This window comes from Luteibacter sp. CQ10 (genome assembly GCF_040900725.1).
Classification (GTDB): Bacteria; Pseudomonadota; Gammaproteobacteria; order Xanthomonadales; family Rhodanobacteraceae; genus Luteibacter.
The window spans coordinates 397,648-423,119 of record NZ_JAEUYM010000003.1; the positions used below are offsets into that span (position 1 = coordinate 397,648).

Here is a 25,472-nt window from a genome sequence, read left to right on the forward strand (position 1 = left end):
CTTGCCGAGCCACCACTTGACGTTCATGGCGGCTCCGGCGCAGTGTCGGGGCGAGCCCTAAAAAATCTCCGAGGGAAACCCCAAGCACATGGCGAAGAATCGCAGCCAAACCACGAGCGGCGCCGAGCTGGACCTGCTTCCGGTCCTGCCCTTGCGTGACGTTGTCGTCTATCCGCACATGGTCATTCCGTTGTTCGTGGGTCGCGACAAGTCCATGCGTGCGCTGGAGCAGGCGATGGAAGGCGAGCGGCAGATCCTGCTCGTCGCGCAGAAGAGCCCCGACATCGACGATCCCGCCATCGCGGACCTGCATCAGGTCGGTACGCTGGCGGGCGTCCTGCAATTGCTGAAGCTGCCTGACGGCACCGTAAAGGTGCTGGTCGAAGGCCAGTCTCGCGTGCAGATCGATTCGTTCGAAGACGACGCCGGCATGATGAGCGGACGCGCGCGCGTCATCGAACCCATTTACAGCAGCAACGAGCGCGAACTCGACGTGGTGTCGCGCTCGCTCGTGTCGCTGTTCGAACAGCTGGTGAAGCAGAGCCGCAAACTGCCGCCGGAAATCCTCGCCACGCTGTCGGGCATCGAAGATCCGTCGCGCCTGGCCGATTCCATTGCCGCGCATCTGTCCGTGCGCATGGCCGACAAGCAGAAAGTGCTCGAGACGGCCGATGTCGGCGAGCGCCTCGAACTGCTCATCGGTCTGGTCGACGGCGAGATGGATCTGCAGCAGGTCGAGAAGCGCATCCGCGGCCGCGTGAAGTCGCAGATGGAGAAGAGCCAGCGCGAGTACTACCTCAACGAACAGATGAAGGCCATCCAGAAGGAACTGGGTGAGGGCGAAGAGGGCGCCAACGAGCTCGAAGAGCTACAGAAGAAGATCGACGCCGCCGGCATGCCCAAGGCCGTCCTCGCCAAGGCCAGGCAGGAATTCAACAAGCTCAAGCAGATGTCGCCGATGTCGGCGGAAGCCACGGTCGTGCGCAATTATCTCGACTGGGTGGTGGGCGTGCCGTGGAAGAAGCGCAGCAAGGTCCGCAAGGATCTCGCGCTGGCGCAGGAAACGCTCGACGCCGATCACTTCGGCCTGGAGAAGGTGAAGGAGCGCATCCTCGAATACCTCGCCGTGCAGCAGCGCGTCGATCGCATGAAAGGCCCCATCCTCTGTCTCGTCGGTCCGCCCGGCGTGGGCAAGACCTCGCTCGGCCAGTCGATCGCCAAGGCCACCAACCGCAAATTCGTTCGCATGAGCCTGGGCGGCGTGCGCGACGAAGCCGAGATTCGTGGTCACCGCCGTACCTACATCGGTTCGATGCCGGGGCGCATCGTGCAGAACCTCAACAAGGTCGGCACGAAGAATCCGCTGTTCGTGCTCGACGAAATCGACAAGATGTCGATGGACTTCCGTGGCGATCCGTCGTCGGCGCTGCTCGAAGTGCTCGACCCCGAACAGAACAACGCCTTCAACGACCATTACCTCGAAGTGGACCTCGACCTCTCCGAAGTGATGTGGATCGCCACGGCCAATTCGCTCAACATCCCCGGTCCGTTGCTCGATCGCATGGAAGTGATCCGCATCCCGGGTTACACCGAAGACGAAAAGCTCAACATCGCGCAGAAGTACCTGCTGTCCAAGCAGCTGAAGGCCAACGGCCTGAAGGCGGGCGAGCTCACGGTGGCGGAAGACGCCTTGCGTGACATCGTGCGCTACTACACGCGTGAATCGGGCGTGCGCAACCTCGAGCGCGAGATCTCCAAGATCTGCCGCAAGGTGGTGAAGGAGCTGGCGCTTGGCACGGTGCCGGCCAATGCCAAGGCCAAGGTGAAGAAGGCTCCGGCGAAGGCCGCCAAGCCGGGCAAGGCGCTCGCGCCGGGCCAGGTGCGCGTGGATGCATCCAACCTCGATCACTACCTCGGCGTGCGCCGCTTCGATTTCGGTCGCGCCGAACAGCAGAACGAAGTCGGTCTCGTGACCGGCCTGGCGTGGACCCAGGTAGGCGGCGACCTGCTCAGCATCGAAGCCTCCGTGGTACCCGGCAAGGGCCGGCTGGTGCACACCGGTCAGCTCGGCGATGTCATGAAGGAGTCGATCCAGGCGGCATTGAGCGTCGTGCGTGCCCGCGCCGCGGGCCTGGGCATCGAGGCGGACTTCCACGAAAAGCTCGACATCCACATCCACGTGCCGGAAGGCGCCACGCCGAAGGATGGCCCCAGCGCGGGTATCGCCATGTGCACGGCGCTGGTCTCGGCGCTCACCAAGGTACCGGTGCGCTCCGAAGTGGCGATGACGGGCGAGATCACCCTGCGCGGACGCGTGCTGCCCATCGGTGGCCTCAAGGAGAAGTTGCTTGCGGCGCATCGTGGCGGCATCACCACCGTGATCATTCCGGAGGAAAACCGGAAGGATCTCGCCGACCTGCCGGAAAACATCACGTCGTCGCTGGACATCCATCCGGTGAAGTGGATCGACGAAGTGCTCGACCTCGCCCTCGAACGTCCTCTCGGCCCCAAGAAAGCGGGCGGCGGCGAGGGGGTGGCGGTGCCTCGCGCGAAGGGAAAAGGCAAGTCGAAAGAGTCGCCGTCAGTGACTCACTGACGCGATTTCATCGTTTCGATGCGTGAACGAGGGCGCACTCCGGTGCGCCCTTTTCGTCTTCGTCGTCCTATGGTTGTTACCCTGCAATAATCGCATTTGTACTCGCGCGCAAGTCTCGTTTGACCATGCATATCCGCTGAAAGCCTTGGTATTGCTTGTATTGCGGTTGGGGGGAAGGCGCTGGTATAAAGGCGGCACCGCGATCACCCGTGCCGCAACGGCACCATCGATCACGGGGTCGCTTCCCAGGTCACCTGGCTTCCACGACCTATGCCTTTTCGTCCAGGATCGCCGTCCGGCGGTTCGAATCATCCTTAGGGAGTTACGTAATGAATAAATCCGAACTGATCGCCGCCATTGCCGAAAAGTCCGAGCTGTCGAAGGCCGATGCGGGCCGCGCGCTCGAAGCTTTCATCGATGCCGTCAAGGAAGGCCTCAAGGGCGGTGGTGACGTGGCGATCGTCGGCTTCGGCACGTTCAAGGTGCGCTCCCGCGCCGCTCGCACGGGCCGCAACCCGCGCACGAACGAAGAGATCAAGATTCCGGCCTCCAAGGTCCCCGCTTTCACCGCTGGCAAGGCGCTGAAGGATCACGTAAACTAATCGGTCTAACCGTTAGGGGTGCTTAGCTCAGCGGTAGAGCGTCGCCTTTACACGGCGCTGGTCGGGGGTTCGATCCCCTCAGCACCCACCAAACGGAACGTGGAGTGGTAGTTCAGTCGGTTAGAATGCTGGCCTGTCACGCCGGAGGTCGCGGGTTCGAGTCCCGTCCACTCCGCCATTCGTCCGCAAAGGCGCCCGCGTGGCGCCTTTGCTTTATCTAACGTCGGTTAGGATTTGCCGGCGCAACCGTTGCGAGTCGCATCATGCTGCAAGCCCTGCGTAACAAGATCCATGGTTGGCCCGCGGCCATCGTCCTCGGCGTCTCCGTCTTCGCCGTCGCGTTCTTCGGCATCGAGTCGTACTTCGTCTCACACGTCGACACCTACGTGGCGAAGGTGGGCGACCAGGAAATTTCGCAGCAAGACTGGCAGAACCGACTCAACGAGCTTCGTCAGCAGTTCGCCCAGAATCCCAATTCGCAGTTCACGGCGGCCGATCTCGAAAAGCCCGAACTGAAGCAGAAAGTACTCGACGGTCTCGTGAGTCAGGCGCTGCTGCAACAGGCCAACACGAACCTCAAGCTCACCGTGTCCGACCTCGACGTGCGCCAGACCATCGGCAGCGATCCCAGCTTCCAGGTCAACGGCCAGTTCAGCCCCGAAGCCTACCGCGCCATCCTCAATATGCAGGGCATGTCGCCGGCGATGTACGAAGCGAAGGTTCGGGCCTCGCTGGCCACGCAGTTGCTGCCGTCGGCCATCTCCAGCACCACGCTCGTGAGCGAAGCCGACGTCGACGGATTCTTCCGCCTGCGCCTGCAGAAGCGCGACCTGCGCTTCGTCGACCTGCCGCGCCCCTCGCTCACCGACGCCTCGGTGGCCGACGCGGACATCGACGCGTTCTACAAGTCGCACATCGCCGACTACACCACGCCCGAGCAGGTTTCGGTCGACTACCTCGAAGTGAAGCAGGCCGATCTGAAGGCCGAAGCGCCCACCGACGAGCAGCTGCGCACGTATTACGACCAGAACAAGCAGCGCTACGCGCAGCCGCCGCAACGCGAGGCCGCGCACATTCTCATCAACGTGCCGAAGAACGCCACGCCCGACCAGCAGAAGGCCGCGCTCGAGAAGGCGAAGAAGATCGCCGCCGAAGCCACGCCCGAAAACTTCGCCAAGCTGGCGGCGGAGAACTCCGACGACCTGGGCTCCAAGCGTACCGGCGGCGACCTCGGCTGGCTGGAAAAAGGCGTGGCCAATGCCGCGTTCGATACCGCCCTGTTCGGCATGAAAAAGGGCGACATCACCAAGGAGCCCGTGCTTTCGCCGGAAGAGGGCTACCACATCATCTGGCTGCGCGACGCCCGCGACGGCGATGCCAAGCCATTCGATCAGGTGCGTGCGCAGATCGCGGACGACTGGTCGAAGAACGAGGGTGAGCGTCTTTACAACGAGCGGGCGGGCAAGCTGGCGGATCTCGCCGAACGCAACCCCGGTTCGCTCGAACCGGTGGCGAAGGAGCTTGGCCTCACGATCAAGACGTCGCCGCTCTTCGGTCGCCAGGGTGGCGAAGGCATTCCCACCGATCCGAAGTTCGTGCAGGCGGCGTTCGCCGACGACGTGCTGAACCAGGGCAACAATTCGTCGCTGGTGCAGCTCGGCAAGGGCGATGCCGTGGTCATGCATCTCAGCAAGCACAACGCCGCCACGCCCAGGGCGCTGGCGGACGTGAAAGACATGGTGCGTCAGCGCATTCTCGACGAGCGCGTGGACGCGCAGGCCCGGAAGCAGGCCGACGACATCGCCGCGCAGCTGAGCAAGGGGGGCGACGTGGCGGCGCTCGCCAAGGCGCCGGTGCATACGCTGCCCGACCTGGAGCGCGACAAGCTCGCCACGGTGAAGGACGTTCCCCAGGAAGTGCTGGTGCAGTCCTTCAGCCTGCCGCGCCCGGTCGACGGCAAGCCGTCGTGGTCGGTGGTGCGTACCGGCGACGCGACTTACGCGCTGGTGGCGGTCGACAAGGTGACCGACGGCGATCCGTCCAAGGTCGACAAGGCGCAGCGTGACGCACTTCGCGGCCAGATGATGGACGCCATGGCCCAGGCCACCACGCTGGACTACATCCAGGCCCTGAAGGCCAAGGCCGATATCAAGGTCGCGCAGGATCGCATGTAAGCCGCCTTCCCGCGCCACCCGAAAGCCCCTCTCCGGAGGGGCTTTTTTGTTGCCCGCCACCCGTGCACCGTGCGGAGGCGCATGGATGGCCGTCGCCATTACAATGGGCGCCTTGACGCGTCGAAGGAACTACCAGTGATCATCCAACCCAAGGTCCGCGGTTTCATCTGCACCACCGCCCACCCGATCGGCTGCGCGAAGAACGTCGAAGAGCAGATCGCCATCACCAAGGCCAGCGGCACGTTCGCCGCCGGTCCGAAGAACGTACTCGTGATCGGCTCGTCGACCGGCTACGGTCTCGCCTCGCGCATCACCGCCGCCTTCGGCCATGGCGCCGCGACCCTGGGCGTGTTCTTCGAAAAGCCGTCCAGCGACACCAAGACGGGTACGGCCGGCTGGTACAACGCGCATGCCTTCGATCAGCTCGCCCGCGAGGCGGGCCTCTTCGCGAAGTCGATCAACGGCGACGCGTTCGCCAACGAGACGCGCGCCAAGGCCATCGAGATCATCAAGAACGAGATGGGCGGCAAGGTCGACCTCGTGGTCTATTCGCTGGCGTCGCCCGTGCGCAAACTGCCGGAAGGCACGGCCATGGGTGAGCCCGGCACCGTGGTGCGTTCCGCGCTGAAGACCATGGGCGACACCTTCACGGCGTCGTCGGTCGACACGAACAAAAACGAAGTGGTGCAGGCCACCGTCGAACCGGCCACCGAGCAGGAAGTGAAAGACACCGTTACCGTGATGGGCGGCGAAGACTGGTCGATGTGGATCGACGCACTGGCCGACGCTGGCGTCCTGGCCGATGACGCCACCACCATCGCCTACAGCTACGTCGGCACCTCGATCACCTGGCCGATCTACTGGCACGGTACGCTCGGCCAGGCCAAGCAGCACCTCGACCGTACCGCGAAGGAGCTGGGTGAGCGTCACAAGGAGCGTGGCCTGCGCTCGTACGTGGGCGTGATGAAGTCGGTGGTGACCCAGGCCAGCTCGGCCATCCCGGTGATTCCGCTTTACGTGTCCATGGTCTTCAAGATCATGAAGGCCAAGGGCATCCACGAAGGTACGATCGAGCAGATCAACCGCCTGTTCCACGATCGCCTGTATCGCGCCGATGCGGCCAAGCCCGAGACCGATGCCGACGGCCGCCTGCGCCTCGACGACTGGGAACTGCGCGACGACGTGCAGGGCGAATGCAAGGCGTTGTGGCCGACCGTCACCACGGCGAACCTGTGGAGCGATACCGACTACGCCGGCTACAAGCACGACTTCATCAAGCTGTTCGGCTTCGAGGTGGAAGGCGTGGATTACGGCGCCGACGTGAGCGCCGACGTGCAGTGGGACGTCGTGCAGCTTTAAGCGTGATAGCGATGGCGCCATATCGCTTGGTCGAGCGATATGGCGCCAGGCTCCTGCGTGCGCAGGAGCGACGGCCTACCTCACGTCGCCGTTCCTGCTTACACAAGAGCGACGGTCTATCTCGCATCGTCGTTCCTGCGTACGCAGGAACCCAGCGCGTCGGTCCCGACTGAAATCGACGACGTTTCCTATGTAATCAGCGCGACGCCGTGAGCTTCAAAACCTGCCCGGGCTTCACCGCCTTCGTCTGCAGGTCGTTCCACTTCACCAGCTGTTCCACGCTCACCTGGTGCAAGCGCGCGATCGACCACAGCGATTCGCCGTTGTTGACCTTGTGGATCACCAGCTGCGGTTCGTCCTTCTTCGCCGACTTCTTCGCAGCGGCGACGGTTTTCTTCGACGCCTTGCCCTTGCCCTTGCCGTGCCTGGCCGTCGCCGGCTTTGCGGCTTCGTCATCCATGGACGCATCGGCCGACGCGTCCGCCACGTCAGCCACCGGATCGACCGGCCCGAGCTTGTACTGGTCGGCGGCGCTCTTCGGCAGCAACAGGCTGGAGGTGACCATCCCCTTTGCGGTGCGGTATGCCGGATTGAAGTCGCGCAGGTCGTTCATCGACAGGCCCGACTGCTTCGCGGCCTGCGCGAGCGACTGCGGATTGGACACCTGCACCACCTGTAGCGCGTCATCGAGGTCTTGCCGCGGCAACTGCACGTTGAAACGGGCCGGATCGCGCACGATGCACGCCATGGCCATCAGCTTGACCAGGTGCTCTTTCGTGGTGGCCTTCATGGGCACGTCGGGCAGGCCCTCGTCGTCCGACGGTCCGCCATGCTTGTCGATCGTTCGCTTGAGGCCGAACTCGCCCGCGTTATAAGCCACGTCGACCAGGCGCCAGTCGCCGAGGTCGTCGTAGTAGCGGCGCATCATCGACATCACCGAATTGGTGGATTTGGCGATGTCCAGGCGCTCGTCGTAATTCTTCTCGACGCGCAGGCCAAGGGTGCGCGCGGTCTCGGGCATGATCTGCCACATGCCGGCAGGCCGGTTTTTCTTGCCCGGCACATGGCGGTACTGGCTTTCCACCCAGGGCAGCAACGCGAACTCGCCCGCCACGCCGTGCGTCATCGCCGACTTGTGCGCGTAGACGATCAGCGGCAGCACTTCGTTCACCTGCTGCTCGAAGCGATTCGGCATCTTCGTGTAGGTGCGTGCCCAGGCCAGTACTTGCGGATCGGCCGAGCAACCCTGCATGCCGAAGCTGTCGCGCATGCTCGCCCAGAAATCCGCGGGCGGGGCAGGGCGGATCATCTTCGGCACGAAGGCCACGTCGTCCACCGGCGGCGCGATGACCGGCGGCGCGGGAGTGGCCACCGGATGTTGCGGAACGGCCGCGCAGGCCGTCAGCAGAAGCGGGATGAGGGTGGGCAACAGCCGCCGGCTGAGAGCGATCATGCGTTGAAGGTGTCCTTGGCCTGGCGCAGCGCGGCAAAGCGCTGCGCACGCGTGGCGTGGTCCTTGCCCTGCGCCTCGACCCAGCGGGCGATCGCCTCGCTGTCGACGCGCAGGAAAGGATTGGTGGCGTACTCGTCGGCGAGGCGGCTGGGCACGGATGGACGGCCCTCCTCGCGCAAGCGCGCCACCTCGTCACGACGGAGGCGCAAGGGGCCGTTGTCCGGATCGACGCTGAGCGCGAAACGGATGTTGGCCGCGGTGTACTCGTGGGCGCAGCAGACCAGCGTGTCGCCGGGCAGGTCCGCGAAGCGGTCGAGCGAAGCGAGCATCTGTTCCGGCGTGCCTTCGAAAAGGCGGCCGCAACCGACGCTGAAGAGGGTGTCCCCGCAGAACAGGAAACCTTCGCCGACATAAGCTACGTGCGTCGTCGTGTGGCCGGGCACCGCGATCACCCGGAAGGTGGCGCGCGGCGATTCCAGCGTGATGACGTCGCCGTCTTCCACGAAACGGTTCTTCGGCTGGATGCGCGGATCGCCCGTGGCGTACACCTCGACGTCGTGGCGTGCCACGAGGTCGGAGACACCACCGATGTGGTCGTTGTGATGGTGCGTGAGCAGGATCGCCCGCAGCGTCCAGCCGCGCTCGGCGAGGGCGGCTTCGACGGGGGCGGCTTCACCGGGATCCACGACGAAGGCGTTGCCCTCGTCGTCGGCGACCAGCCAGATGTAGTTGTCGCTCAAGGCCGCGACGGGTACCCAATGCATCGGGCGGACTCCGTGACACGTCGATAGGGCGCGAACACCCAAGGAATGGCCGCCCGAAGGGGCGGGGCGGCCGGACTATATCAACGGGGTATGGGCTGCTTGTTGGAATTTCGTTAACGGTGCGGATGCCGTTCAACCTCACTACACTCGACACGCATGCCTCACCTTAACCCCGACATCTACGCCTCGCCCCCGATCGGCAAGCTGATGGCCGACGAGGATCGCGTGCTCGGCCCCCTGCTGGCCCGTTGCACGGGCGACCATGGCCTGCACCTCACGGCCTCGGCCCAGGCCGGGGTGCCCGCCTTGCCTCTCCTGGGCCACTGGGCGACCGTGAAGGTGGCCGGCGCCGTCCTGGGTGGGGACGTGCACGCAAGCGGCCTGGAGGCCCTCCCGTTCGCCGACGACGCGTTCGGAGTGGTGCTGCTGCGCCACGCGCTCGAAACCACGGCGCGGCAGGACAACCTGCTCGACGAGGCCATCCGCGTGCTGGCGCCCGGCGGCATGCTCGCGATCACCGGCATCCATCCCGTCGGCCTGTGGTCTCCCTGGCTGGCGAGACGTAGCCAGGGCACCCGTCCCCGCCTTACCTGGCCATGGTGGTGGAGCCAGCGCCTGGTGCGCGACGATTTCGAACTCGCCATGCCGCGCCGCGTGGGCAGCCCCTGGCCGCGTGCCAGCGGTTCACCGTTCGCCGAATCCCTGCTGGGCGGCGGATATCTGCTGCTGGCGCGCAAAAAACGTCCGGCGGCGGTACCCTTGCGCCCCCGCCCGGTAGCCGTGCCGGCGCCGATGTCCGGCTCGCTCGCCTCGGGTGCTCGCCGCAACGCCCGTCAAACCCTTTAGCCGATCCCCTACATGACCGACACCGTTGAACTCTTCACCGATGGCGCCTGCCTCGGCAATCCCGGCCCGGGTGGCTGGGCCGCGCTGCTGCGGGCCAAGGGCATCGAAAAGATGCTTTCCGGCGGCGAACCGGACACCACCAACAACCGCATGGAACTGATGGGCGCCATCGCCGGCCTGGAGGCGCTCACGCGTCGCTGCGAGGTGCACCTCATGACCGACTCCAAGTACGTGATGCAGGGCGTGCAGGAGTGGGTGCCCAAGTGGCGTCGCAATGGCTGGATGACGGCCGACAAGAAGCCGGTGAAGAACCAGGACCTCTGGGTGCGCCTCGACGCGGCGGCCGCCGCGCACACGGTGACCTGGGAGTGGGTGAAGGGCCACAGCGGCCACGACGAAAACGAGCGCGTGGACACCGCCGCGCGCGATCAGGCGCTGATTTACAAGGCGAAGGGCAAGGTCGCATGAGGCAGGTCGTTCTCGATACGGAAACCACGGGCCTGGAAGTGCAGCAGGGGCACCGCCTCGTCGAAATCGGTGCGGTCGAGATGATCGGGCGCCGCCCCACGGGCCGTCATTTCCACACCTATCTCAATCCCGAGCGTGCCATCGACGAAGAGGCGAGCAAGGTCACGGGCATCAAGGACGAAGACCTGATCGATAAGCCGTTCTTCCGCGACAAGGTGGACGAGTTCCTGGCCTTCATCAAGGGCGCCGAGCTGATCATCCACAACGCGGCGTTCGACGTGGGCTTCCTCGATGCCGAGTTGCGCATGGCCGGCGCGCACTATGGGCGCATCGCCGATCACGCCAGCGTGCTCGATACGCTCGTGATGGCGCGCACGATGTATCCCGGTCAGCGCAACAGCCTCGATGCGCTCTGCAAGCGCCTGGGCGTGGACAACACCAAACGCGATCTCCACGGCGGCCTGCTCGATGCGCAGTTGCTGGCGGATGTCTACGTCGCGATGACGTCGGGCCAGGTGGGCCTGGATTTCGTCTTCGACGCGGGTGCCGACAACAACGCGTCGCGCGTGCTCGACAACATCGTCATCGCCCGCCGTCCCATCGTGTTGCGTGCAAGTCCCGAAGAGGCCGAGTTGCACGACAAGCGCCTCGACGCCCTCGACAAGGCCGCCGGCGGCCAGAGCATCTGGCGCCGCCTCGAATCCGACACGGTGCATTGACGGTTCGCGATCATCCGCTCGGTAGGAGCCGCTTCAGCGGCGATGCCGAGCGGGACCGCTGCAGGCCGCGAGCTTTTGCTCAATCCGCCGCACGCACCAGGATGGCGGTGATGTTATCCCGCCCCGTGCCCGCCAGCGCCTTCAGGATCAACTGATCCACGGCTTCCTGCGCGGCGATATCCGAGCGCGAGACGATCTCGGCGATCTTCGCATCGTCGACTTCATCGGTAAGGCCATCCGTGCAAAGCAGCAATCGTGCTCCCGCCCGCAACTCGCCGCGCGCCAGCCCGATATGCAGTTGGTCGGGCAAGGTGATTCCCAGTGCCTGGGTGAGCAGGCTGCGCTGCGGATGATTCCGCGCCTGGGCCTCGGTCAGCTCGCCGGCCTCGACCAGCGCCTCCACGATGGAATGGTCGTGGGACAGCCGCTCCAGGGAACCGTCCCACCGGTAGATCCGGCTATCGCCCACCCAGGCCGCCTCGTACGACCGCCCGTCGATTCGCACGGCGGCGATGGTCGTACCCATCGGCCGCGATTCGGCCAACCCGCTGGACTTGGCGATGAGCGCTTCGTTTACCCGCTGAATGGCGTCCACCAGCGACTGCCCCGCACCGACCTGCGCCACCACGCCATCGCGCGCGGTGGCCGACGCCACCTCGCCATGCCGGTGCCCGCCCATGCCGTCCACCACCAGGAAGAGGCCGAGCGACGCATCGGCGTAGTAGGTGTCCTCGTTGCGCAGGCGGCGAAGTCCCGTGTGCGTGCCGTGTCCGAACTCGATCATGTGGGCCTTGGGAGAGCGGGGAAGTGGGCGTCGAAGCGCCCGGAAAGCCGAGGCAGGATGCCCCATCAAAAGCCTGTTGTCACGGCACGGAAGACCCATTATCATTGCCGACTCGGCAGGGTCCCAACCCTGTTGACGACCGTTCCCGGAGAGGTGGCAGAGTGGTCGAATGTACCTGACTCGAAATCAGGCGTACGTGCAAGCGTACCGTGGGTTCGAATCCCACCCTCTCCGCCAGATATAGTGACTCACGAAGCCCCGCCATTGTGTGGGGCTTCGTTTTTTGTCTCCCGGTGAAAGGTCCTCCGTGAACCCGGTCATCATGAGCCTGGGGCTATGGCGATTCAGGAATGCGACCCGCGGCATGCACGAGTTTGCCGGGCGCCTTCACAGTTCGGAGGGATGTCCAGACCAGCGAGTCCTACGATTACTCGTCGACGGTGACGACGCGTGGCCGGATGGATGGGGGGAGGTCGAGGTCGACGGATCGGAAAAATGACATGCGCGTAGAAGCGAGACTTGCCCTTGGCTTGCGGGTGAATTCGCTCGCACCCATGAGGAGATTCTGCCGTCAGCACAGGCGTTTCACCCTGGCCGTCGGCTACGCTTGAGACTCCCAATAACGCGAACAATGGAGTCCTGTATGCGTTTCATCTTCTGCAAGTCTCTTCTGTCGGTCGCCTTGCTGCTTGGATGTGGTGCGGCGGCGGCCGCCGCGCCGCCGGCCACCGGCCTCGGTCAATCGTGGCCCAACGCGCCGGACCTGAGTGGCAACAGCCATTTTCATGTGTATGCCTTCACGAGATCCGGCGTGCGCTACGTCCAGGTCAACGACCTCAACGGCAACGTCCGCGGTGCTATCGGCTACGTGGACGGACAGGTGTTGGAGCTTCCCATCGGCATGGATGCCGACCGGTGGACCGTGACGACGGATCCCTCCGCGCCCGCCGCCGGCGATCCGGTCTATCAGGACGACGGCATGACCATCCGCGCCGCCCCTCAAGCGGACGGCACGATGCGTCTTCTCGCGGCACCGACGCAGTGCGATGGTTCCCCGCCCGACTGCGCCATGAAGTGATCGTCGCTTACGTCAGGTGACGATATGTCAGGATCGCCCGGGCTTCAGGGCCCGGGTGTTCCTGGTTCGCGAACCCAGGAGCAATGCGCCGGAAAGGGTCAGCGCCAGGGTGACCTGAGCCTGGATCATCTGCGAATCGAGAAAGGCCGTGGCCGTCATGGCCATGGCGGCGCTGGCGGCCATGCCCGCGGTGGCCGTCCCGTGCCACGAATGACGCCAGCCCATTCCGAGAATGGGCACTAGCATGGCGAACCGGGCGGCTTGTCGCAGGATATCGTTCGGTGCCATTGAGGCCGCCCAGGCGAGGAGGGCCAGGGAGGGAAGCACCCACCAGAGCATGTCGCGAAGGAGTGGGCTGCGCCACACGAGCCCGACGCTGAGAGGCCGGTCACCGAGTGCGCGGAATCGTCCATAAAATGCGAGTACCGCAGGTGTGACCGTCAGTGCGCCGAGGTAGGCGCCCAGCAGATAGGGGAACACGTAATCTTCGGGATCGACCTCGGGCCAGTCACCCGGTCGATACCGCAGCGACACGACCAGGACCACGGTGGTCGCAACCGCGGTGATGATCGACGTGACGAGATTGGCGGAGAGGATCGCCATCATGCGGGGGTGCCCGTCGGCATCCTGGATGGGCCAACGATTCCGTAGCCATCCAAGTGCAGGCATCCACATCAGTGCCATGGGTACGGCCGCCATTCCGGCCCACAGAAGGCCGAACCGGTGCTCCCATATCAAGGCATTTTCCAGCAGGGGCAGCGCTTCGCCCATCACGACAGCGGGCCAGTACCGCGTGGGTAACAGCAGCAGGCACGTGAGGCGGAAACCGCTCATCAGCATCCATTGGGGCACGCTGACGTAACGGCAGAGTTCGTAGAAACCGGCATAGGCCGCGGCGATGGCGACGTGCTTACCCCAAACGTCCCAGTAAGTCGCGCTCGTGACGCGTCGTTCCCCCGTGCTTCCGTTCACGTCCTTCCCCTGGTCTGGTGGTAGTGATTCGTGGTCCGTCAGTCAACTTTTCAATCATGGCACGATTTCAATCCACGATTGGCACATGGCACGTATGGGGTGGAACACGTTTGCCGAATCCGCATGATGAACGCCATGCTCGGTGGTCCGCCCGATCACGCGCCCTGACGCCTGCGCCCGACGGCGGCGCGGTTCACTGCGCCGACGGCCCGACGATCTCGCCGTCTTCCTTGATGAACGGCGAAGGCAACGGGGGAATGATCTGCAGCACCACCTCGGACGGGCGGCACAGGCGGGTGCCGCGCTCGGTCACGACGAACGGACGGTTGATCAGGATTGGATGGACCAGCATCGCGTCGACGATCGCCTCGTCGTCGACCGACGGGTCGCCCAGGCCCAGTTCGTCAAATGGCGTTCCCTTTTGCCTCGCGGCCTGGCGGGCCGTGAGTCCGGCATCGCGAAACAGCCGCATCAGCGTTTCCCGATCGGGCGGTGTCTTCAGGTATTCGACGATCGTCGGCTCGATGCCCGCATGACGCAGGATGGCGAGCGTGTTCCGCGACGTGCCGCAGTCGGGGTTGTGGTAGATGGTGGCTTGCATGGTCATGCCTTCGCCTTGAGTGGGCAGCAGGTGGGTGAGGCGTCGGGCGCACGGGATGCCGCGCCCACGCGGGGTGGTTACTCGACCACGTTGGCCTTCGCCGCCAAGGCGCGCGCTTCGGCAGCGCCTTTTCGTTCGCTGTAGCGGTCGACCAGGTAGTCGCTGCGACCGCGCACGAGAAGCGTGAATTTCATCAGTTCTTCCATGACGTCGACCACCCTGTCGTAGAGGGGCGAAGGCTTCATGCGGCCCTCATCGTCGAATTCGGTCCAGGCCTTGGGAACCGAAGACTGGTTGGGGATGGTGACCATGCGCATCCATCGTCCCAGAACGCGTAGCGTATTTACGACGTTGAACGACTGCGATCCTCCGGAGACCTGCATGACGGCAAGCGTGCGTCCCTGCGTGGGCCGCACGCCACCGCTTTCCAGCGGCAGCCAGTCGATCTGGTTCTTGAATACGCCGGTGATGGTTCCGTGGCGCTCGGGACTGACCCATACATGCCCCTCCGACCACAACGACAGGGCGCGTAGTTCCTGGACCTTGGGATGGTCCGCGGCCACGCTGTCGAGCATGGGCAGTTCCGCCGGATCGAACACGCGCGTCTCCGCGCCGAGATGGCGAAGGATGCGTTCGGCTTCCAGGGCGAGCTTGCGGCTGAACGATTGAGGCCGCAGCGAACCGTAAAGGATGAGGATGCGCGGCGGATGCCCGCCGTCGTGGTCCACGGTGAGGCGTTCCCAGGCCGGGTGGGGCAGGGGGCCGTCGAGATGGGGAAGGTCGTTGACGCTCACGAATGCTCCGGGAATTGCCTGGCGATAACAATTCTAGCATTCTAGAAATGTCGAAACGAATGTCCGTTGATCGCGTGGGTTCCGCCCGATCGCCGGCCTACCGTTCCTCGTACCCATGGTGCTCTGCCACGGCTGACGACATTGGCCGCCCTTGCTCTGCGCCGGCGCTCGCCAGGGGCGCGAGCGCCGCTGGACACGCCTGATAGACTGGCTTTCATGAAAACCCTCGACGCCATCAAGGTTCTTTCTGCCCTCGCCCAGGAATCCCGCCTGGCGATTTTTCGACTTCTCGTCGAGCAGGGGCCGGATGGTTTGCCGGTGGGCGAGATCGGCGAGTGCCTTGGGTTGGCGAATGCGACCCTGTCGTTCCATCTCAAGGAATTGCTGCACGCCGGCCTCGTCACCAGTCGCCAGGCTGGACGATTCATCTACTACGCTCCCGTGATCTCGTCCGTGAACGAGCTGGTCGAATACCTGACCGAGAACTGCTGCGCAGCTAGCGGCGTTCAATGCGGACCGCCGCCGGTAGTCACGCGCGCTAAATCAGAGCGGGCTGCAGCAGCGCGATCGGCTCGCGCCAAAGCGTCCGGTCGCTGACCTTTACCGTCAGCGCTTCCTCTGAAACGTCAAAAGGGGCGAACCAGTCCAGTGCGTTCGCGTCGTCGGCGGTCGAATGATGCGTCGCGCGTCGGTTCGCCATGGCGGGGATCTTTCGCGACACCTTTGGCGGGAAGGGCGCGTCTAACGCTCCCGTTCCGGTGACTGCCGCTCGCGACGACTTTCCAGCGCTCGGCCACGCCAGTTCATGAGCGGCGTGGTACTCACGCCGTGGACCAGGATGCTCAGCGCCACCACGGTGAGAACGGCATGGGCGACGGTTTTGCCGACATTTCCCGACAGGCCGTGCGTGAGTGCGAACGCGAGATAGTTGAGGCTGCCCAGCCCGCGGATGCCGAACCACCCCAGGAGCAGGCGACGTTGCCATGGCAAGCGTTCGCCCATCGTGGATATCCATACGGCCGCGGGACGAATGACGAAGAACAGGGCAAGGGCCACCGTGACACCGGCAGCACTGAACGACGGCCAGGCCGCGATGCCCGCGACGAAGACGAGCGCGCCACCGATGAGGCGCTCCGTGGTGTCGCCGAAGGAAAGCGCATCCGACACCACCCAGCCGACGGTGTGGGCGGGATGCTTGGTGTCGGCGGTGCTTCGTTCGTTCGGCCGCACGAGGAGTTCAGCGGGCGAGTCGTCGGCCATGCCGTCTTTCTCGCTGCCACTGTGCTGCTCCGTCACGGTCAGTTCGACGCGGCGCAAGCCGACGCCCGCGGCGAATGCGGCGAGGAAACCGGAGGCGTGCAGGAGTTCGGCACCCCCATAAGCGAGGCCCATGATGCCCAGCGCGAGGAAATCGCTGGGCGCGACATCCTGCGTCGCATGACGAAGATGCGTGCCTCCATACCCGACGAGCCACCCCACGGCGAGGCCGAAGCCGATTCCGCCCACCCACTCCCAGACGAGATCCCGCGTGAACCAGTGAAGCCATGCGCCGTGCTCCATGTGCGGCGTGGCGAGCAGCGTCAGCGCGAGCAGCAGAAACGGAAGCGCCGTCCCGTCATTGAGACCGGCCTCGCCCGATAGCGCCACGCGCATGGCGTCGTCGTCACGGGCATCGTCCACGGAGACGAGGCTGGACAGGACCGGATCGGTAGGCGACAGCATGGCGGCGATCGCCAATGCGACGGGCCACGGCCATCCAAGAAACGCATGAATCAGGCAGGTCACCCCGGCAATGGTCAACAGCATGCCGGGGACAGCGAGCCGAAGCGACGTGAACCACGCGCGGTGCCGAAGCGGAAGGCGTAGTTTCAGCCCGGTGATGAAGAGGGAGACCACCAGGCCGGCCTCGGTCATCCCACGCAACCAGGAAGCGTTATCCGCGATATCGAGGCGCACCAGGTCGAGGACTGCGGGGCCCACGACCACACCCATCACCAGGTAGATCGCGAACGAGGTGATCGGGCCACGGCGAATCCACCCGGCGGCCGTGGAGGTCACCGCCAGGAGAACGCTGATGAAGACGATCCAGCCGAGTATTCCCATGGGCGGGGTTACTGCCAGGTCATGGCGTGAGCACGACCTTGCGGCAGTTGTCCTCCTTCTTATCGAAGATCTCGTAGCCCTTGGCCGCGTCGGCGAGTTTCATGCGATGGGAAATGATGATGTCAGGTTGCAACTTGCCGTCTTCGATGAATTCGAGCAGCTCCGGAAGGAATTTCTGGACGTGGGTCTGACCCATGGCGAGGGTAAGGCCTTTGTCGAAGGCATCGCCGATCAGGAACGCGTGGATGAAGCCTGCATACACGCCAGGGATGCTCACCACGCCACCACGCCGGGTCGCCGTGATGCATTGGCGAAGCACTTCCCCCGAGCTGGTCTCCAGCTTCAACGTGCTGAGCACGGTTTCCGTGGTGCTGCCTTTCGCCTCGAAGCCGACGGCATCGATGGACGCGTCGACACCGCGTCCGCCGGTCTGCTCCAGGATGAACTCGGACGAATCGACCTTGCTGAAGTCCACGGGTATGACGTCGAACGCGGAGACGGCGAAATCCAACCGATAGCGTTCGGAGTCGACCATGAAAATACGTTCGGCGCCGAGCATGCGGCAACAGGCGGCCGCCATCAGGCCGACCGGGCCGGCGCCGAAAATGGCGACGCTGGAACCTTGTCCGACCTTGGCATTGAGCACCGCCTGGTAGCCCGTGGGCAAGATGTCCGAAAGGAACAACACGCGCTCGTCGTCCAGGCTGCCCGGTATCCTGAAGGGGCCGACGTTGGCTTTCGGCACGCGAACGAACTCCGCCTGTCCGCCGGGCACGCCGCCGTAGAGGTGCGAATAGCCGAACAGGGCGGCGGGAGGCGTCATGCCGTTCCGTTTCCGCAGGCTGGCGCCCTGGTCCGGATTGGTGGTTTCGCAGGCGGCGAACAGATCGTTTTCACAGAAGAAACACTTTCCGCAGGCGATGACGAAGGGAATCACCACCCGGTCGCCGACGGCGACGTTCGTTACGTCAGGGCCTGCTTCTTCGACGACGCCCATGAACTCGTGTCCGAAGATATCGCCGTGTTTGGTTTCGGGAATCTTGCCGTGATAGAGATGAAGGTCAGACCCACAGATCGCGGTCGCGGTCACGCGCAGGATCACGTCGTCGCCCGATAGGAGGGTCGGGTCAGGCATCGTTTCGACGCGCACGTCTTTCGAGCCATGGTAGGTCAGTGCCTTCATGTCGCGCTCCCGTCGTAAAACCCCATCCTGGACCAGCGAAGTTGAAGGGCAGGTCGGCGATTACCGCGGCGATCTTCACGTGCCGCGTGTAAAGAGACGCGAAAAAGCTGCTCGACAAGGCGCAGCTCGAGGAGCTCGGTGAGCGGATGGAAGCGCGGAAGAAGCAACTCCTGCGGCAGCCGAAGGCCGCTGCTTGATGGATCGCCCTCAGTGGGCGCGGCGCGTGGACACCTGAATCTGCGACACGCCCAGCAGCCCGGCCAGCGGCACGTCGACGGCCGTCTGGTACGGGCTGACCGCCATGCCTTCCCTGCGCAGGACATCGAGGAGCATGTCCGCCAACGGCATCACCATGTGCCGTCCCCAACAGCGTTCCGAGCGATGGCCGAAGGGCAGGTACGCCGGATGATCGTCGGGATCGATGTCGTTCCATCGCTCGGGCCGGAACGTGTCGGGCGCGTCCCAGATCGCCGGGTCACGCTGGCTGAGCAGCGGCAGGATCAGCACGTCGTCCTCGGGCCCGATGCGGGAATCGATGGCGGGATACTCGGGCGACGCGTTGCGCAGGATGTTCCAGGACGGCGGCAGCAGGCGCATCGCCTCGTACAGGATGTGGCTGTTCGGCGTGCACTCATCGAACGGTGAGCCTAGCCACAGCGCGTTGGCGACGAGCGTGGAGATGGTGAAGCACACCGGTGCCACCGTTCGACGATACAGGCCCATGGCATAGCGTCGGTCATGGTAGCCGCGGGTATTCGCGGGCATCCCGGCGACCACGGAGGCATCTTCCCCAAGGTGGAACGGACGCAACGCGCCCACGGCGATAACCGCCCATGTCAGCTTGGGCGTCAGTTCGAGTACGCGACTCATCAGCGCGCGCAGGCGTTGGGGATCGTTGCGCAGGAGCAGGTCGCGCAGATAGTTGTGGCCCGTCTGGGGCCATTCGCCGGACAGATCGGTATCTTCGGGTATCGGCTTCTTCAACGCCGTACGCACGTCGCGGCCAATGGCCTGCATCCATTGGATCGCGTCGGAGCGCTGGATGGACCGGCCGTGCAGCGGTTTAAAGGTAGGGCGTTCGGTTTCGGTGGCGTAGCGCGCGGAGAGGATGCGGTGCATCAACTCGGGGCTGGCGACGCCCACGGTATCGTCATCGAGCCGGAATAGATCCTTGCCGCGATGTTCATCCAGCAGTGCCTGGAGCCGGGGGGCGAATACCGTCTGTCGGGCTTGTCCGCCGGTGGAGATCATGAAGTGCGTTCCCTGAAGACATCAAAGCCGCGCCGGGACTCGACCCGGCGCGGCCGAATCGATCACGGCTCACCGTTGAAGCGACGGCATGCCGGGGTGCCGGTTCAGTACCAGAGGTACCACGCGTACGCCTTGAGGCTCTTCTTCGGGGACAGCTTGTTCTTCAGGGAAAAAAGCATCTTCATGATCAGCACTTCCTCTGAGGGATGGGAACGACGGACGGAAACGCCGGGATGACATGACGTTTCACTTTCCATACTAGTCAGGTATCGGCGATGCCGACACGGTCGGGCGATTCGATAAATGTGATTGGCTTCGCAAGTAGCCCTCCCTGCGCGGAACTCCTGCCGAATACGCATTGTTCGGTTGCACGGTGCTCTTGTCTTCCATGTGCATGCGCGAGGTCACGCAGGCGGCACCGCGCTGGTCGGTGTTCGGGCGGCCACCGTGCGATGGGACTGTCGGACCGACAGATTTGCCATGTGCATTATGTTATAATATAACACTCCAATGGCATCGCTTCGTGCGCAGGCATTTCATGGTTTTTCCGTTTCTTTTTGCGATCCTCTCGACCGTGGTCGGTGCGCAGGAGCGGCATGTGGGTCCCCACGTGCACGGGCAGGCCACCGTGCACATCTCGGAGGAAGGCGGCCGGGTCGAGGTGGAAGCGATTCTTCCCGGCCACGATGTCGTGGGCTTCGAGCGGGCCCCCGCAACGATGGCGGAGAACGAGGCCGTCGCCACGGCGATCGGCGTGCTCAGGAGCGGCTCATGGCTGATGCCGGCCAAAGCGGCCGATTGCCGCCTGAACCAGGTAACGGTGGAGACGCCCGATCCGGGGGGTAGCACACCGGGCGGTCACGCCGATTACGTGGCGCGGGGGTGGCTCACATGCCGTGACATGAGCCAACTCGACGGTATCGACATCGGATTGCCGAACGCCTTTCCTTCGGTGCGCGAAATGGTGGTCGACATCATCACCGCATCCGGCAGCGTGCGGCAGACGCTCGATGCCCCGGCCGTCCATGTCGATCTTTCGCCATGATTCCCTATGGCGAAGATGCGCCACTGCTGCGTACGCGTGGCTTGCGTTACGCATGGCGGGATAGCGAAAACGCGCTCGCCTTCGACGACCTCGTACTGGGGCGAGGCGAGCGCCTGTTCCTTTGCGGCCCCAGCGGCAGCGGGAAAAGCACCTTGCTGGGATTGCTCGCGGGGGTGCTCTCGCCGACCGACGGCGACGTGTCCGTGCTGGGCACGTCGTTTGCGGCCGCGACACCGGCGGCGCGCGACGGTTTTCGCGCGAATCACCTCGGCTATGTCTTCCAGCAGTTCAATCTCCTGCCGTTTCTCGATCCGATGCAGAACGTCCTGCTCGGCTGCGCGTGGTCTCGGGAGAGGGCGGCGCGGGCTGGGTCGTCCCGCGCCTCGGTGCGTGGCGAAGCGAGGCGCCTGCTTCTCGCGCTGGGCCTGGATGCAAGGACGACCTTCCATGCGCGCACGGGGGAGTTGAGCGTGGGCCAGCAACAGCGCGTCGCCGCCGCTCGCGCGCTGATCGGCGGTCCGGCGCTGTTGCTGGCGGACGAGCCGACCTCGGCGTTGGATATGACCAGCCGCAATGCCTTTCTGCGCCTGTTGCTCGAGGAATGCCGTCGCCACGGCACGGGAGTGGTCTTCGTGAGCCATGACCTGTCGCTGGCGCGTCACTTCGACCGTTCCGTATCCCTGTGGCAGGGCGCGGCATCATGAGCCTGCTCTACCTGACCCTCAGGAGCCTGGGCCAACGCAAGGTGGGCGTGGCGCTGAGCCTGCTGACCATCGCCTTGAGCGTTTTCCTGCTGCTCGGCGTCGAGCGCGTGCGCGCCGATGCACGGCAGGGCTTCGCCGGCAGCGTATCCGGCGTGGACCTGCTGGTAGGTGCGAGGACCGGCCCGGTAAGCCTGCTTCTTTACGCGGTCTTCCATGTGGGCGAGGCCACCAACAACATCACGTGGAAGAGCTACCAGGACATCGCCGCCATGCCGGAGGTGGCATGGACGGTGCCGTTGTCACTGGGCGACTCGCACCGTGGCTTCCGCGTGACCGGCACCACCGCCGACTTCTTCCGGTATTACCGTTACGGCCGGGCGAACCGGCTGAGCTTCGCCGCCGGCAAGCCGTTCGACGATCTCTACGATGCCGTCATCGGCTCGCAGGTCGCAAGGCGGCTTCATTACGAGGTGGGCGACACCATCGTGCTCTCGCATGGCCTGGGTGGTGCCTTGCTGGCGCAGCACGCCGACAAGCCGTTCCGGATCGGCGGCGTGCTGGCGCCCACGGGTACGCCGGTCGATGCTTCGATTCTCGTGAGCCTGCCAGCGATCGAAGCCATCCACCTCGACTGGCGCTCCGGCGTGCCGTTGCCCGGAGCCGCCACCACGTCGGAGCAGGCCAGGCATGCGGATCTCGCGCCCAAGGCGATCACCGCGGCGCTCGTGGGTTTGCGCTCGCGCTTGTCCGCCTTCGCGGTGCAGCGGGCTATCGACGACTACCCGGAAGAACCCTTGCTCGCCGTGCTGCCCGGCGTGGCGTTGGGCGAACTCTGGCACCTGGTCGGCACCGCTGAAAACGCGTTGCGTGTCGTCAGCGCGATGGTGCTCCTCGCCGGCATGTCGGGAATGCTCGGCACGCTGGTCGGCATGCTCAACGAGCGGCGCCGCGAGATGGCCGTGTTGCGCGCGGTGGGCGCGTCCGCTCGCGTGATCTTCGCGCTGCTGGTCATCGAAAGCACGCTACTCACGTTGGCAGGCATGATCGCGGGATGGCTGTTGCTGGCGCTGGTGACGGCGGTCACGCGCGACTATCTCCTCGTGAACGCGGGCCTCGTCATCGACCAGACTCCCGCGCCGGGTGAGTGGCCGTTGCTGGGGGCGGTCTTCGCCGTCGGCGTGCTGGCGGGGTGCGTACCCGGATGGATGGCCTATCGGCGCTCGCTCGCGGACGGCTTGCAGGTGCGCCTGTGATTCGCGCACTCCCGCTCCTGATGGCATGTGCCGTTCTCGCCGGATGCCAGGGCGGCGATGGCGAACAGCGAACCGCTCCCGAGTCGGCATTGGCCCGTGCCCAGGCCGAAGCGGATGCGGGACGCGCTGCGCTGGCGAGGGCGCGGGCCGAAGGCATCGTGGCCGCGCGTGCCTATGCGGCGGCTCATGGCGTCGCGAAAGCCGCCGTGCGGCCCGGTGTGTCGTTCCTGGGTGAGCCCGATGAAGAAGGTTTCGTCGATCTCGACTGGAGCCGCATGGTGCCACCCGAGGACATCGCGCTGCTCCGGGATGCGCCGCCGGTTCTGCACGTGGGCAACCGGCGGACGAAGCAGACCGGCACCCTGCACACGGTGGCGGCGTTGGCCGGCAGGAAAGTGAAGCTGTCGGGCTACGTCGTGCCATTGGAGTCGGACGACGACGGGAAGATGGTCGAATTCTTCTTCGTGCCGTTCTACGGCGCATGCATCCATGTGCCGCCGCCCCCACCCAACATGCTCGTTCACGTGCGCCTGGCGCACGGCGTGGTCACCCCCAGCCTTTACGACCCCTTGACCCTCAAGGGCGTGCTGCACACGGAAGTGACCCGAAACGCGATGGCCTCGTCCGCCTACGCCATGAGCGACGCGGTCATCGAGCCCTACCACGACGACGATGCGAAACGCCTCCGCGAGGCGTTCGAATGACGCCGTCCAGACCATGAGGCCATCCATGCAAACCCTTCCTGCTCGTCGGCGGCCGTTGCCCGTCACCGTCCTTTCCGGATTCCTCGGCGCCGGTAAGACCACCTTGCTCAACCACGTGCTGCGTAACCGGCAAGGTTTGCGGGTGGCGGTCATCGTCAACGACATGAGCGAGATCAATATCGACGCCACGCTCGTTCGCGACGGTGGCGCGGCCTTGAGCCGAACCGACGAGAAGCTCGTCGAGTTCTCCAACGGCTGCATCTGCTGCACGCTTCGCGACGATCTCATGCAGGAGGTCACGCGGCTGGCCGCCGAGGAGCGCTTCGATTACCTCCTCATCGAATCGACGGGCATTTCCGAGCCCATGCCGGTCGCCGCGACGTTCCATGTGCGCGACGAGGCCGGTTTCTCGCTATCCGACGTGGCCCGCCTGGACACCATGGTGACCGTGGTCGACGGCGTCGGCTTCCTCGCCGATTACTGTTCACCCGATTCGCTGGCGGCACGCGGCGAAAGCAACGGCGACGGCGACGGCCGGTCGCTGGTGAACCTGTTGACCGAACAGGTCGAGTTCGCCGACGTCATCGTCGTCAACAAGTGTGACCGGCTGGATGAAGGTAGGCGCCACGAGCTGCATCGGGTGCTGCGTGCCCTCAACCGGGACGCGCGCCTGGTCGACGCCTCCTTCGGCGATGTCGATCTTTCCGCGGTGCTCGACACCGGCCTGTTCGACTACGAGAGGGCGCAGACCGCTCCGGGCTGGGTCAAGGAGCTGATGGGCCAGCACACGCCGGAAACCGAGGAATATGGCATTACGAGTTTCGTCTATCGCAGCGGCAGGCCGCTTCATCCCGTGCGGTTCCATTCGCTGTTGGCGAGTGGCATTCCTGGGGTGCTGCGTGCCAAAGGTTACTTTTGGCTCGCCAGCCGGATGGATTGGGTAGGTAGCCTCGCCGTCGCGGGCGGTGCGACGGAAACGGCCGCGGCGGGACATTGGTGGGCCAGTCGCAAACGTGTGCGTGAAGGCCTCGTCCGGCCCTTCGCGAACGGCGATCTCCATGTTCGGCCTCCCACCGCGGTGGAGTTGCCGAGCATCGAGCAACGGCGGGCTCTGGCCGAGGTATGGCATCCACGCTATGGCGACCGCCGCCAGGAGTTGGTGATGATCGGCGTCGACCTGCCGGAAGCGCAGGTGCGCCGCGCGCTGGACGCGTGCCTCCTCACCGAGGCCGAGATGGCGCAAGGTCCCGTTGCCTGGCAGCAGTTGCCCGATACGTTTCCCGGGTGGCATTCCGCGGCGTGATGAAAACCGTGGCCTGGTTATGTGCGGTGGGCGTTTTCGTCGCGCTGGCCGTCGGCGTCGCGCATCGACGGTCGCATGGCGACCAGGTGACGCCGCCGTCGCCGTCGATCGGGTCCGCCGCCGTGGTGCTGGCCGGTGCCGAGGCGCAGACGGTGGGACGTCGGATGCAGGTGGACGGCGACGTGGCCGACGACGTGATCTTCCTCATCGTGGCGGCGTTGCAGGCCCGTTGCGCGTCGTCGCAGGCGCACGATCTGCCGAGGATGGCGGTGGTCGCGGGTCTCCCGGTGCTCAAGGCGATCGGCGACACGACGCGGAAGGCCACGGCCGATCTCGTCAGGGAGGCGGTAAGGAACGCCCCGTGCGGTGCACCCTTCGCGTTGCATGTGGGTCCGTACGTTCGCGAACTCGACCCGGCAAGATACATGGCGGCATTTCCGGACAGTTATTTCGACCCGGACATGGATGTCGTTCCCGACGAATTGGCGAAGGCCTCCCTCCATGCGCGTGCCGTCGATGAGTGCAGCCGCGTGGCCTACGCCGCCTTGCCGTTGGATGCGCTGCGCGAATGGCAGTGCTCGGGAGTGCGGGCGGAGGCGAGAAGCCGGATCAGGGCGCTTTGCAGCACGGAGGGCATCGAAGCCGCGCATGCGGCGGTGGCGATCCGGGCCATGGTCGATGGGCTCCCGGCGACCTGCCAGTGAACCGCCAGGGCA

The 25,472-nt window shown here is 65.0% G+C and carries 25 protein-coding genes and 3 tRNA genes; 18 read left to right on the forward strand and 10 right to left on the reverse strand.

Annotation, left to right across the window (positions count from 1 at the left end; all coding sequences use genetic code 11):
* The first annotated feature begins 88 nt into the window (after positions 1 to 88).
* From lon to fabV, 6 genes are all read left to right on the forward strand, one after another.
* Positions 89 to 2,596, forward strand: coding sequence for an endopeptidase La (gene lon, locus JNG39_RS14845; protein WP_368312507.1), 2,508 nt, complete (start codon positions 89 to 91; stop codon positions 2,594 to 2,596).
* A 329-nt stretch (positions 2,597 to 2,925) separates the two neighbouring features.
* Entirely contained in the window at positions 2,926 to 3,198 is a 273-nt protein-coding gene (locus JNG39_RS14850) for an HU family DNA-binding protein (protein ID WP_144910266.1), read from the forward strand.
* A 16-nt stretch (positions 3,199 to 3,214) separates the two neighbouring features.
* A tRNA-Val gene (locus tag JNG39_RS14855) sits at positions 3,215 to 3,289 on the forward strand.
* 10 nt (positions 3,290 to 3,299) lie between these two features.
* Positions 3,300 to 3,376, forward strand: a tRNA-Asp gene (locus tag JNG39_RS14860).
* Positions 3,377 to 3,461: 85 nt separating this feature from the next.
* The gene (locus JNG39_RS14865; protein WP_368312509.1) at positions 3,462 to 5,372 is read left to right on the forward strand and encodes a SurA N-terminal domain-containing protein; all 1,911 of its coding nucleotides are present in this window, start codon (positions 3,462 to 3,464) and stop codon (positions 5,370 to 5,372) included.
* Positions 5,373 to 5,507: 135 nt separating this feature from the next.
* Positions 5,508 to 6,731, forward strand: coding sequence for an enoyl-ACP reductase FabV (gene fabV / locus JNG39_RS14870; protein WP_368312512.1), 1,224 nt, complete (start codon positions 5,508 to 5,510; stop codon positions 6,729 to 6,731).
* A gap of 196 nt (positions 6,732 to 6,927) precedes the next feature.
* Here fabV and JNG39_RS14875 read toward each other — a convergent pair whose 3' ends face one another.
* On the reverse strand, positions 6,928 to 8,184 hold the full coding sequence (locus JNG39_RS14875) for a transglycosylase SLT domain-containing protein (RefSeq protein ID WP_368312513.1): 1,257 nt from the start codon (positions 8,182 to 8,184) through the stop codon (positions 6,928 to 6,930).
* A complete protein-coding gene (gene gloB / locus JNG39_RS14880) occupies positions 8,181 to 8,948 on the reverse strand; it encodes a hydroxyacylglutathione hydrolase (RefSeq protein WP_368312515.1) in 768 nt (255 codons plus the stop codon). Before gloB ends, JNG39_RS14875 begins: the two co-directional genes overlap by 4 nt.
* A gap of 156 nt (positions 8,949 to 9,104) precedes the next feature.
* Between gloB and JNG39_RS14885 the strand changes: the two genes are divergently transcribed.
* The 3 genes from JNG39_RS14885 to dnaQ are packed head-to-tail and all read left to right on the forward strand — an operon-like array spanning position 9,105 to position 10,981.
* Complete coding sequence (locus JNG39_RS14885) at positions 9,105 to 9,794, forward strand: methyltransferase domain-containing protein (RefSeq protein WP_368312517.1); 690 nt, start codon at positions 9,105 to 9,107, stop codon at positions 9,792 to 9,794.
* 12 nt (positions 9,795 to 9,806) lie between these two features.
* Positions 9,807 to 10,262: a ribonuclease HI gene (rnhA, locus tag JNG39_RS14890; protein WP_144910278.1), complete on the forward strand. Its 456-nt coding sequence runs from the start codon at positions 9,807 to 9,809 to the stop codon at positions 10,260 to 10,262.
* On the forward strand, positions 10,259 to 10,981 hold the full coding sequence (dnaQ, locus tag JNG39_RS14895) for a DNA polymerase III subunit epsilon (protein ID WP_368312519.1): 723 nt from the start codon (positions 10,259 to 10,261) through the stop codon (positions 10,979 to 10,981). The genes rnhA and dnaQ overlap by 4 nt, the downstream gene beginning before the upstream one ends.
* Before the next feature lie 79 nt (positions 10,982 to 11,060).
* On the opposite strand, the gene JNG39_RS14900 is transcribed toward dnaQ, so the two are convergent.
* Complete coding sequence (locus tag JNG39_RS14900; RefSeq protein WP_368312522.1) at positions 11,061 to 11,765, reverse strand: PP2C family serine/threonine-protein phosphatase; 705 nt, start codon at positions 11,763 to 11,765, stop codon at positions 11,061 to 11,063.
* A 147-nt stretch (positions 11,766 to 11,912) separates the two neighbouring features.
* Between JNG39_RS14900 and JNG39_RS14905 the strand changes: the two genes are divergently transcribed.
* A tRNA-Ser gene (locus JNG39_RS14905) sits at positions 11,913 to 12,002 on the forward strand.
* Between the two features lie 406 nt (positions 12,003 to 12,408).
* Entirely contained in the window at positions 12,409 to 12,843 is a 435-nt protein-coding gene (locus JNG39_RS14910; protein WP_368312523.1) for a hypothetical protein, read from the forward strand.
* A gap of 27 nt (positions 12,844 to 12,870) precedes the next feature.
* Here JNG39_RS14910 and JNG39_RS14915 read toward each other — a convergent pair whose 3' ends face one another.
* The 3 genes from JNG39_RS14915 to arsH form a co-directional block, all read right to left on the reverse strand.
* Entirely contained in the window at positions 12,871 to 13,815 is a 945-nt protein-coding gene (locus tag JNG39_RS14915; protein WP_368312524.1) for an MASE1 domain-containing protein, read from the reverse strand.
* A gap of 193 nt (positions 13,816 to 14,008) precedes the next feature.
* Entirely contained in the window at positions 14,009 to 14,416 is a 408-nt protein-coding gene (arsC, locus tag JNG39_RS14920; protein WP_368312837.1) for an arsenate reductase (glutaredoxin), read from the reverse strand.
* 77 nt (positions 14,417 to 14,493) lie between these two features.
* Entirely contained in the window at positions 14,494 to 15,174 is a 681-nt protein-coding gene (gene arsH / locus JNG39_RS14925; protein WP_368312838.1) for an arsenical resistance protein ArsH, read from the reverse strand.
* A gap of 252 nt (positions 15,175 to 15,426) precedes the next feature.
* Between arsH and JNG39_RS14930 the strand changes: the two genes are divergently transcribed.
* Positions 15,427 to 15,807: an ArsR/SmtB family transcription factor gene (locus JNG39_RS14930; protein WP_368312526.1), complete on the forward strand. Its 381-nt coding sequence runs from the start codon at positions 15,427 to 15,429 to the stop codon at positions 15,805 to 15,807.
* A 144-nt stretch (positions 15,808 to 15,951) separates the two neighbouring features.
* Here the strand turns inward: JNG39_RS14930 and JNG39_RS14935 are convergent, their stop codons facing one another.
* The 4 genes from JNG39_RS14935 to JNG39_RS14950 all read right to left on the reverse strand — a co-directional run bounded on the left by JNG39_RS14935 (position 15,952) and on the right by JNG39_RS14950 (position 20,106).
* Entirely contained in the window at positions 15,952 to 17,313 is a 1,362-nt protein-coding gene (locus JNG39_RS14935; protein WP_368312528.1) for a cation:proton antiporter, read from the reverse strand.
* Positions 17,314 to 17,332: 19 nt separating this feature from the next.
* Complete coding sequence (locus tag JNG39_RS14940) at positions 17,333 to 18,496, reverse strand: zinc-dependent alcohol dehydrogenase (protein ID WP_368312529.1); 1,164 nt, start codon at positions 18,494 to 18,496, stop codon at positions 17,333 to 17,335.
* 207 nt (positions 18,497 to 18,703) lie between these two features.
* Complete coding sequence (locus JNG39_RS14945) at positions 18,704 to 19,747, reverse strand: cytochrome P450 (protein WP_368312531.1); 1,044 nt, start codon at positions 19,745 to 19,747, stop codon at positions 18,704 to 18,706.
* A 104-nt stretch (positions 19,748 to 19,851) separates the two neighbouring features.
* On the reverse strand, positions 19,852 to 20,106 hold the full coding sequence (locus JNG39_RS14950) for a tryptorubin family RiPP precursor (RefSeq protein ID WP_368312534.1): 255 nt from the start codon (positions 20,104 to 20,106) through the stop codon (positions 19,852 to 19,854).
* Between the two features lie 29 nt (positions 20,107 to 20,135).
* On the opposite strand from JNG39_RS14950, the gene JNG39_RS14955 reads away from it, so the two are divergent.
* From JNG39_RS14955 to JNG39_RS14980, 6 genes are read left to right on the forward strand one after another with little or no spacing between them, the layout of a single operon-like run.
* Complete coding sequence (locus JNG39_RS14955; protein ID WP_368312535.1) at positions 20,136 to 20,792, forward strand: DUF2796 domain-containing protein; 657 nt, start codon at positions 20,136 to 20,138, stop codon at positions 20,790 to 20,792.
* Positions 20,789 to 21,496 (forward strand): ABC transporter ATP-binding protein, encoded by a 708-nt coding sequence (locus JNG39_RS14960; protein WP_368312537.1) that lies wholly within the window; start codon positions 20,789 to 20,791, stop codon positions 21,494 to 21,496. The genes JNG39_RS14955 and JNG39_RS14960 overlap by 4 nt, the downstream gene beginning before the upstream one ends.
* Positions 21,493 to 22,749: an ABC transporter permease gene (locus tag JNG39_RS14965; RefSeq protein WP_368312539.1), complete on the forward strand. Its 1,257-nt coding sequence runs from the start codon at positions 21,493 to 21,495 to the stop codon at positions 22,747 to 22,749. The genes JNG39_RS14960 and JNG39_RS14965 overlap by 4 nt, the downstream gene beginning before the upstream one ends.
* Positions 22,746 to 23,453, forward strand: coding sequence for a DUF3299 domain-containing protein (locus JNG39_RS14970; RefSeq protein ID WP_368312542.1), 708 nt, complete (start codon positions 22,746 to 22,748; stop codon positions 23,451 to 23,453). Before JNG39_RS14965 ends, JNG39_RS14970 begins: the two co-directional genes overlap by 4 nt.
* Before the next feature lie 25 nt (positions 23,454 to 23,478).
* Positions 23,479 to 24,756 carry a GTP-binding protein gene (locus JNG39_RS14975; RefSeq protein ID WP_368312544.1) on the forward strand — a complete coding sequence of 426 codons (1,278 nt, stop codon included), beginning with the start codon at positions 23,479 to 23,481 and terminating at the stop codon, positions 24,754 to 24,756.
* A complete protein-coding gene (locus JNG39_RS14980) occupies positions 24,738 to 25,460 on the forward strand; it encodes a hypothetical protein (RefSeq protein WP_368312546.1) in 723 nt (240 codons plus the stop codon). Before JNG39_RS14975 ends, JNG39_RS14980 begins: the two co-directional genes overlap by 19 nt.
* Positions 25,461 to 25,472: the final 12 nt, after the last annotated feature.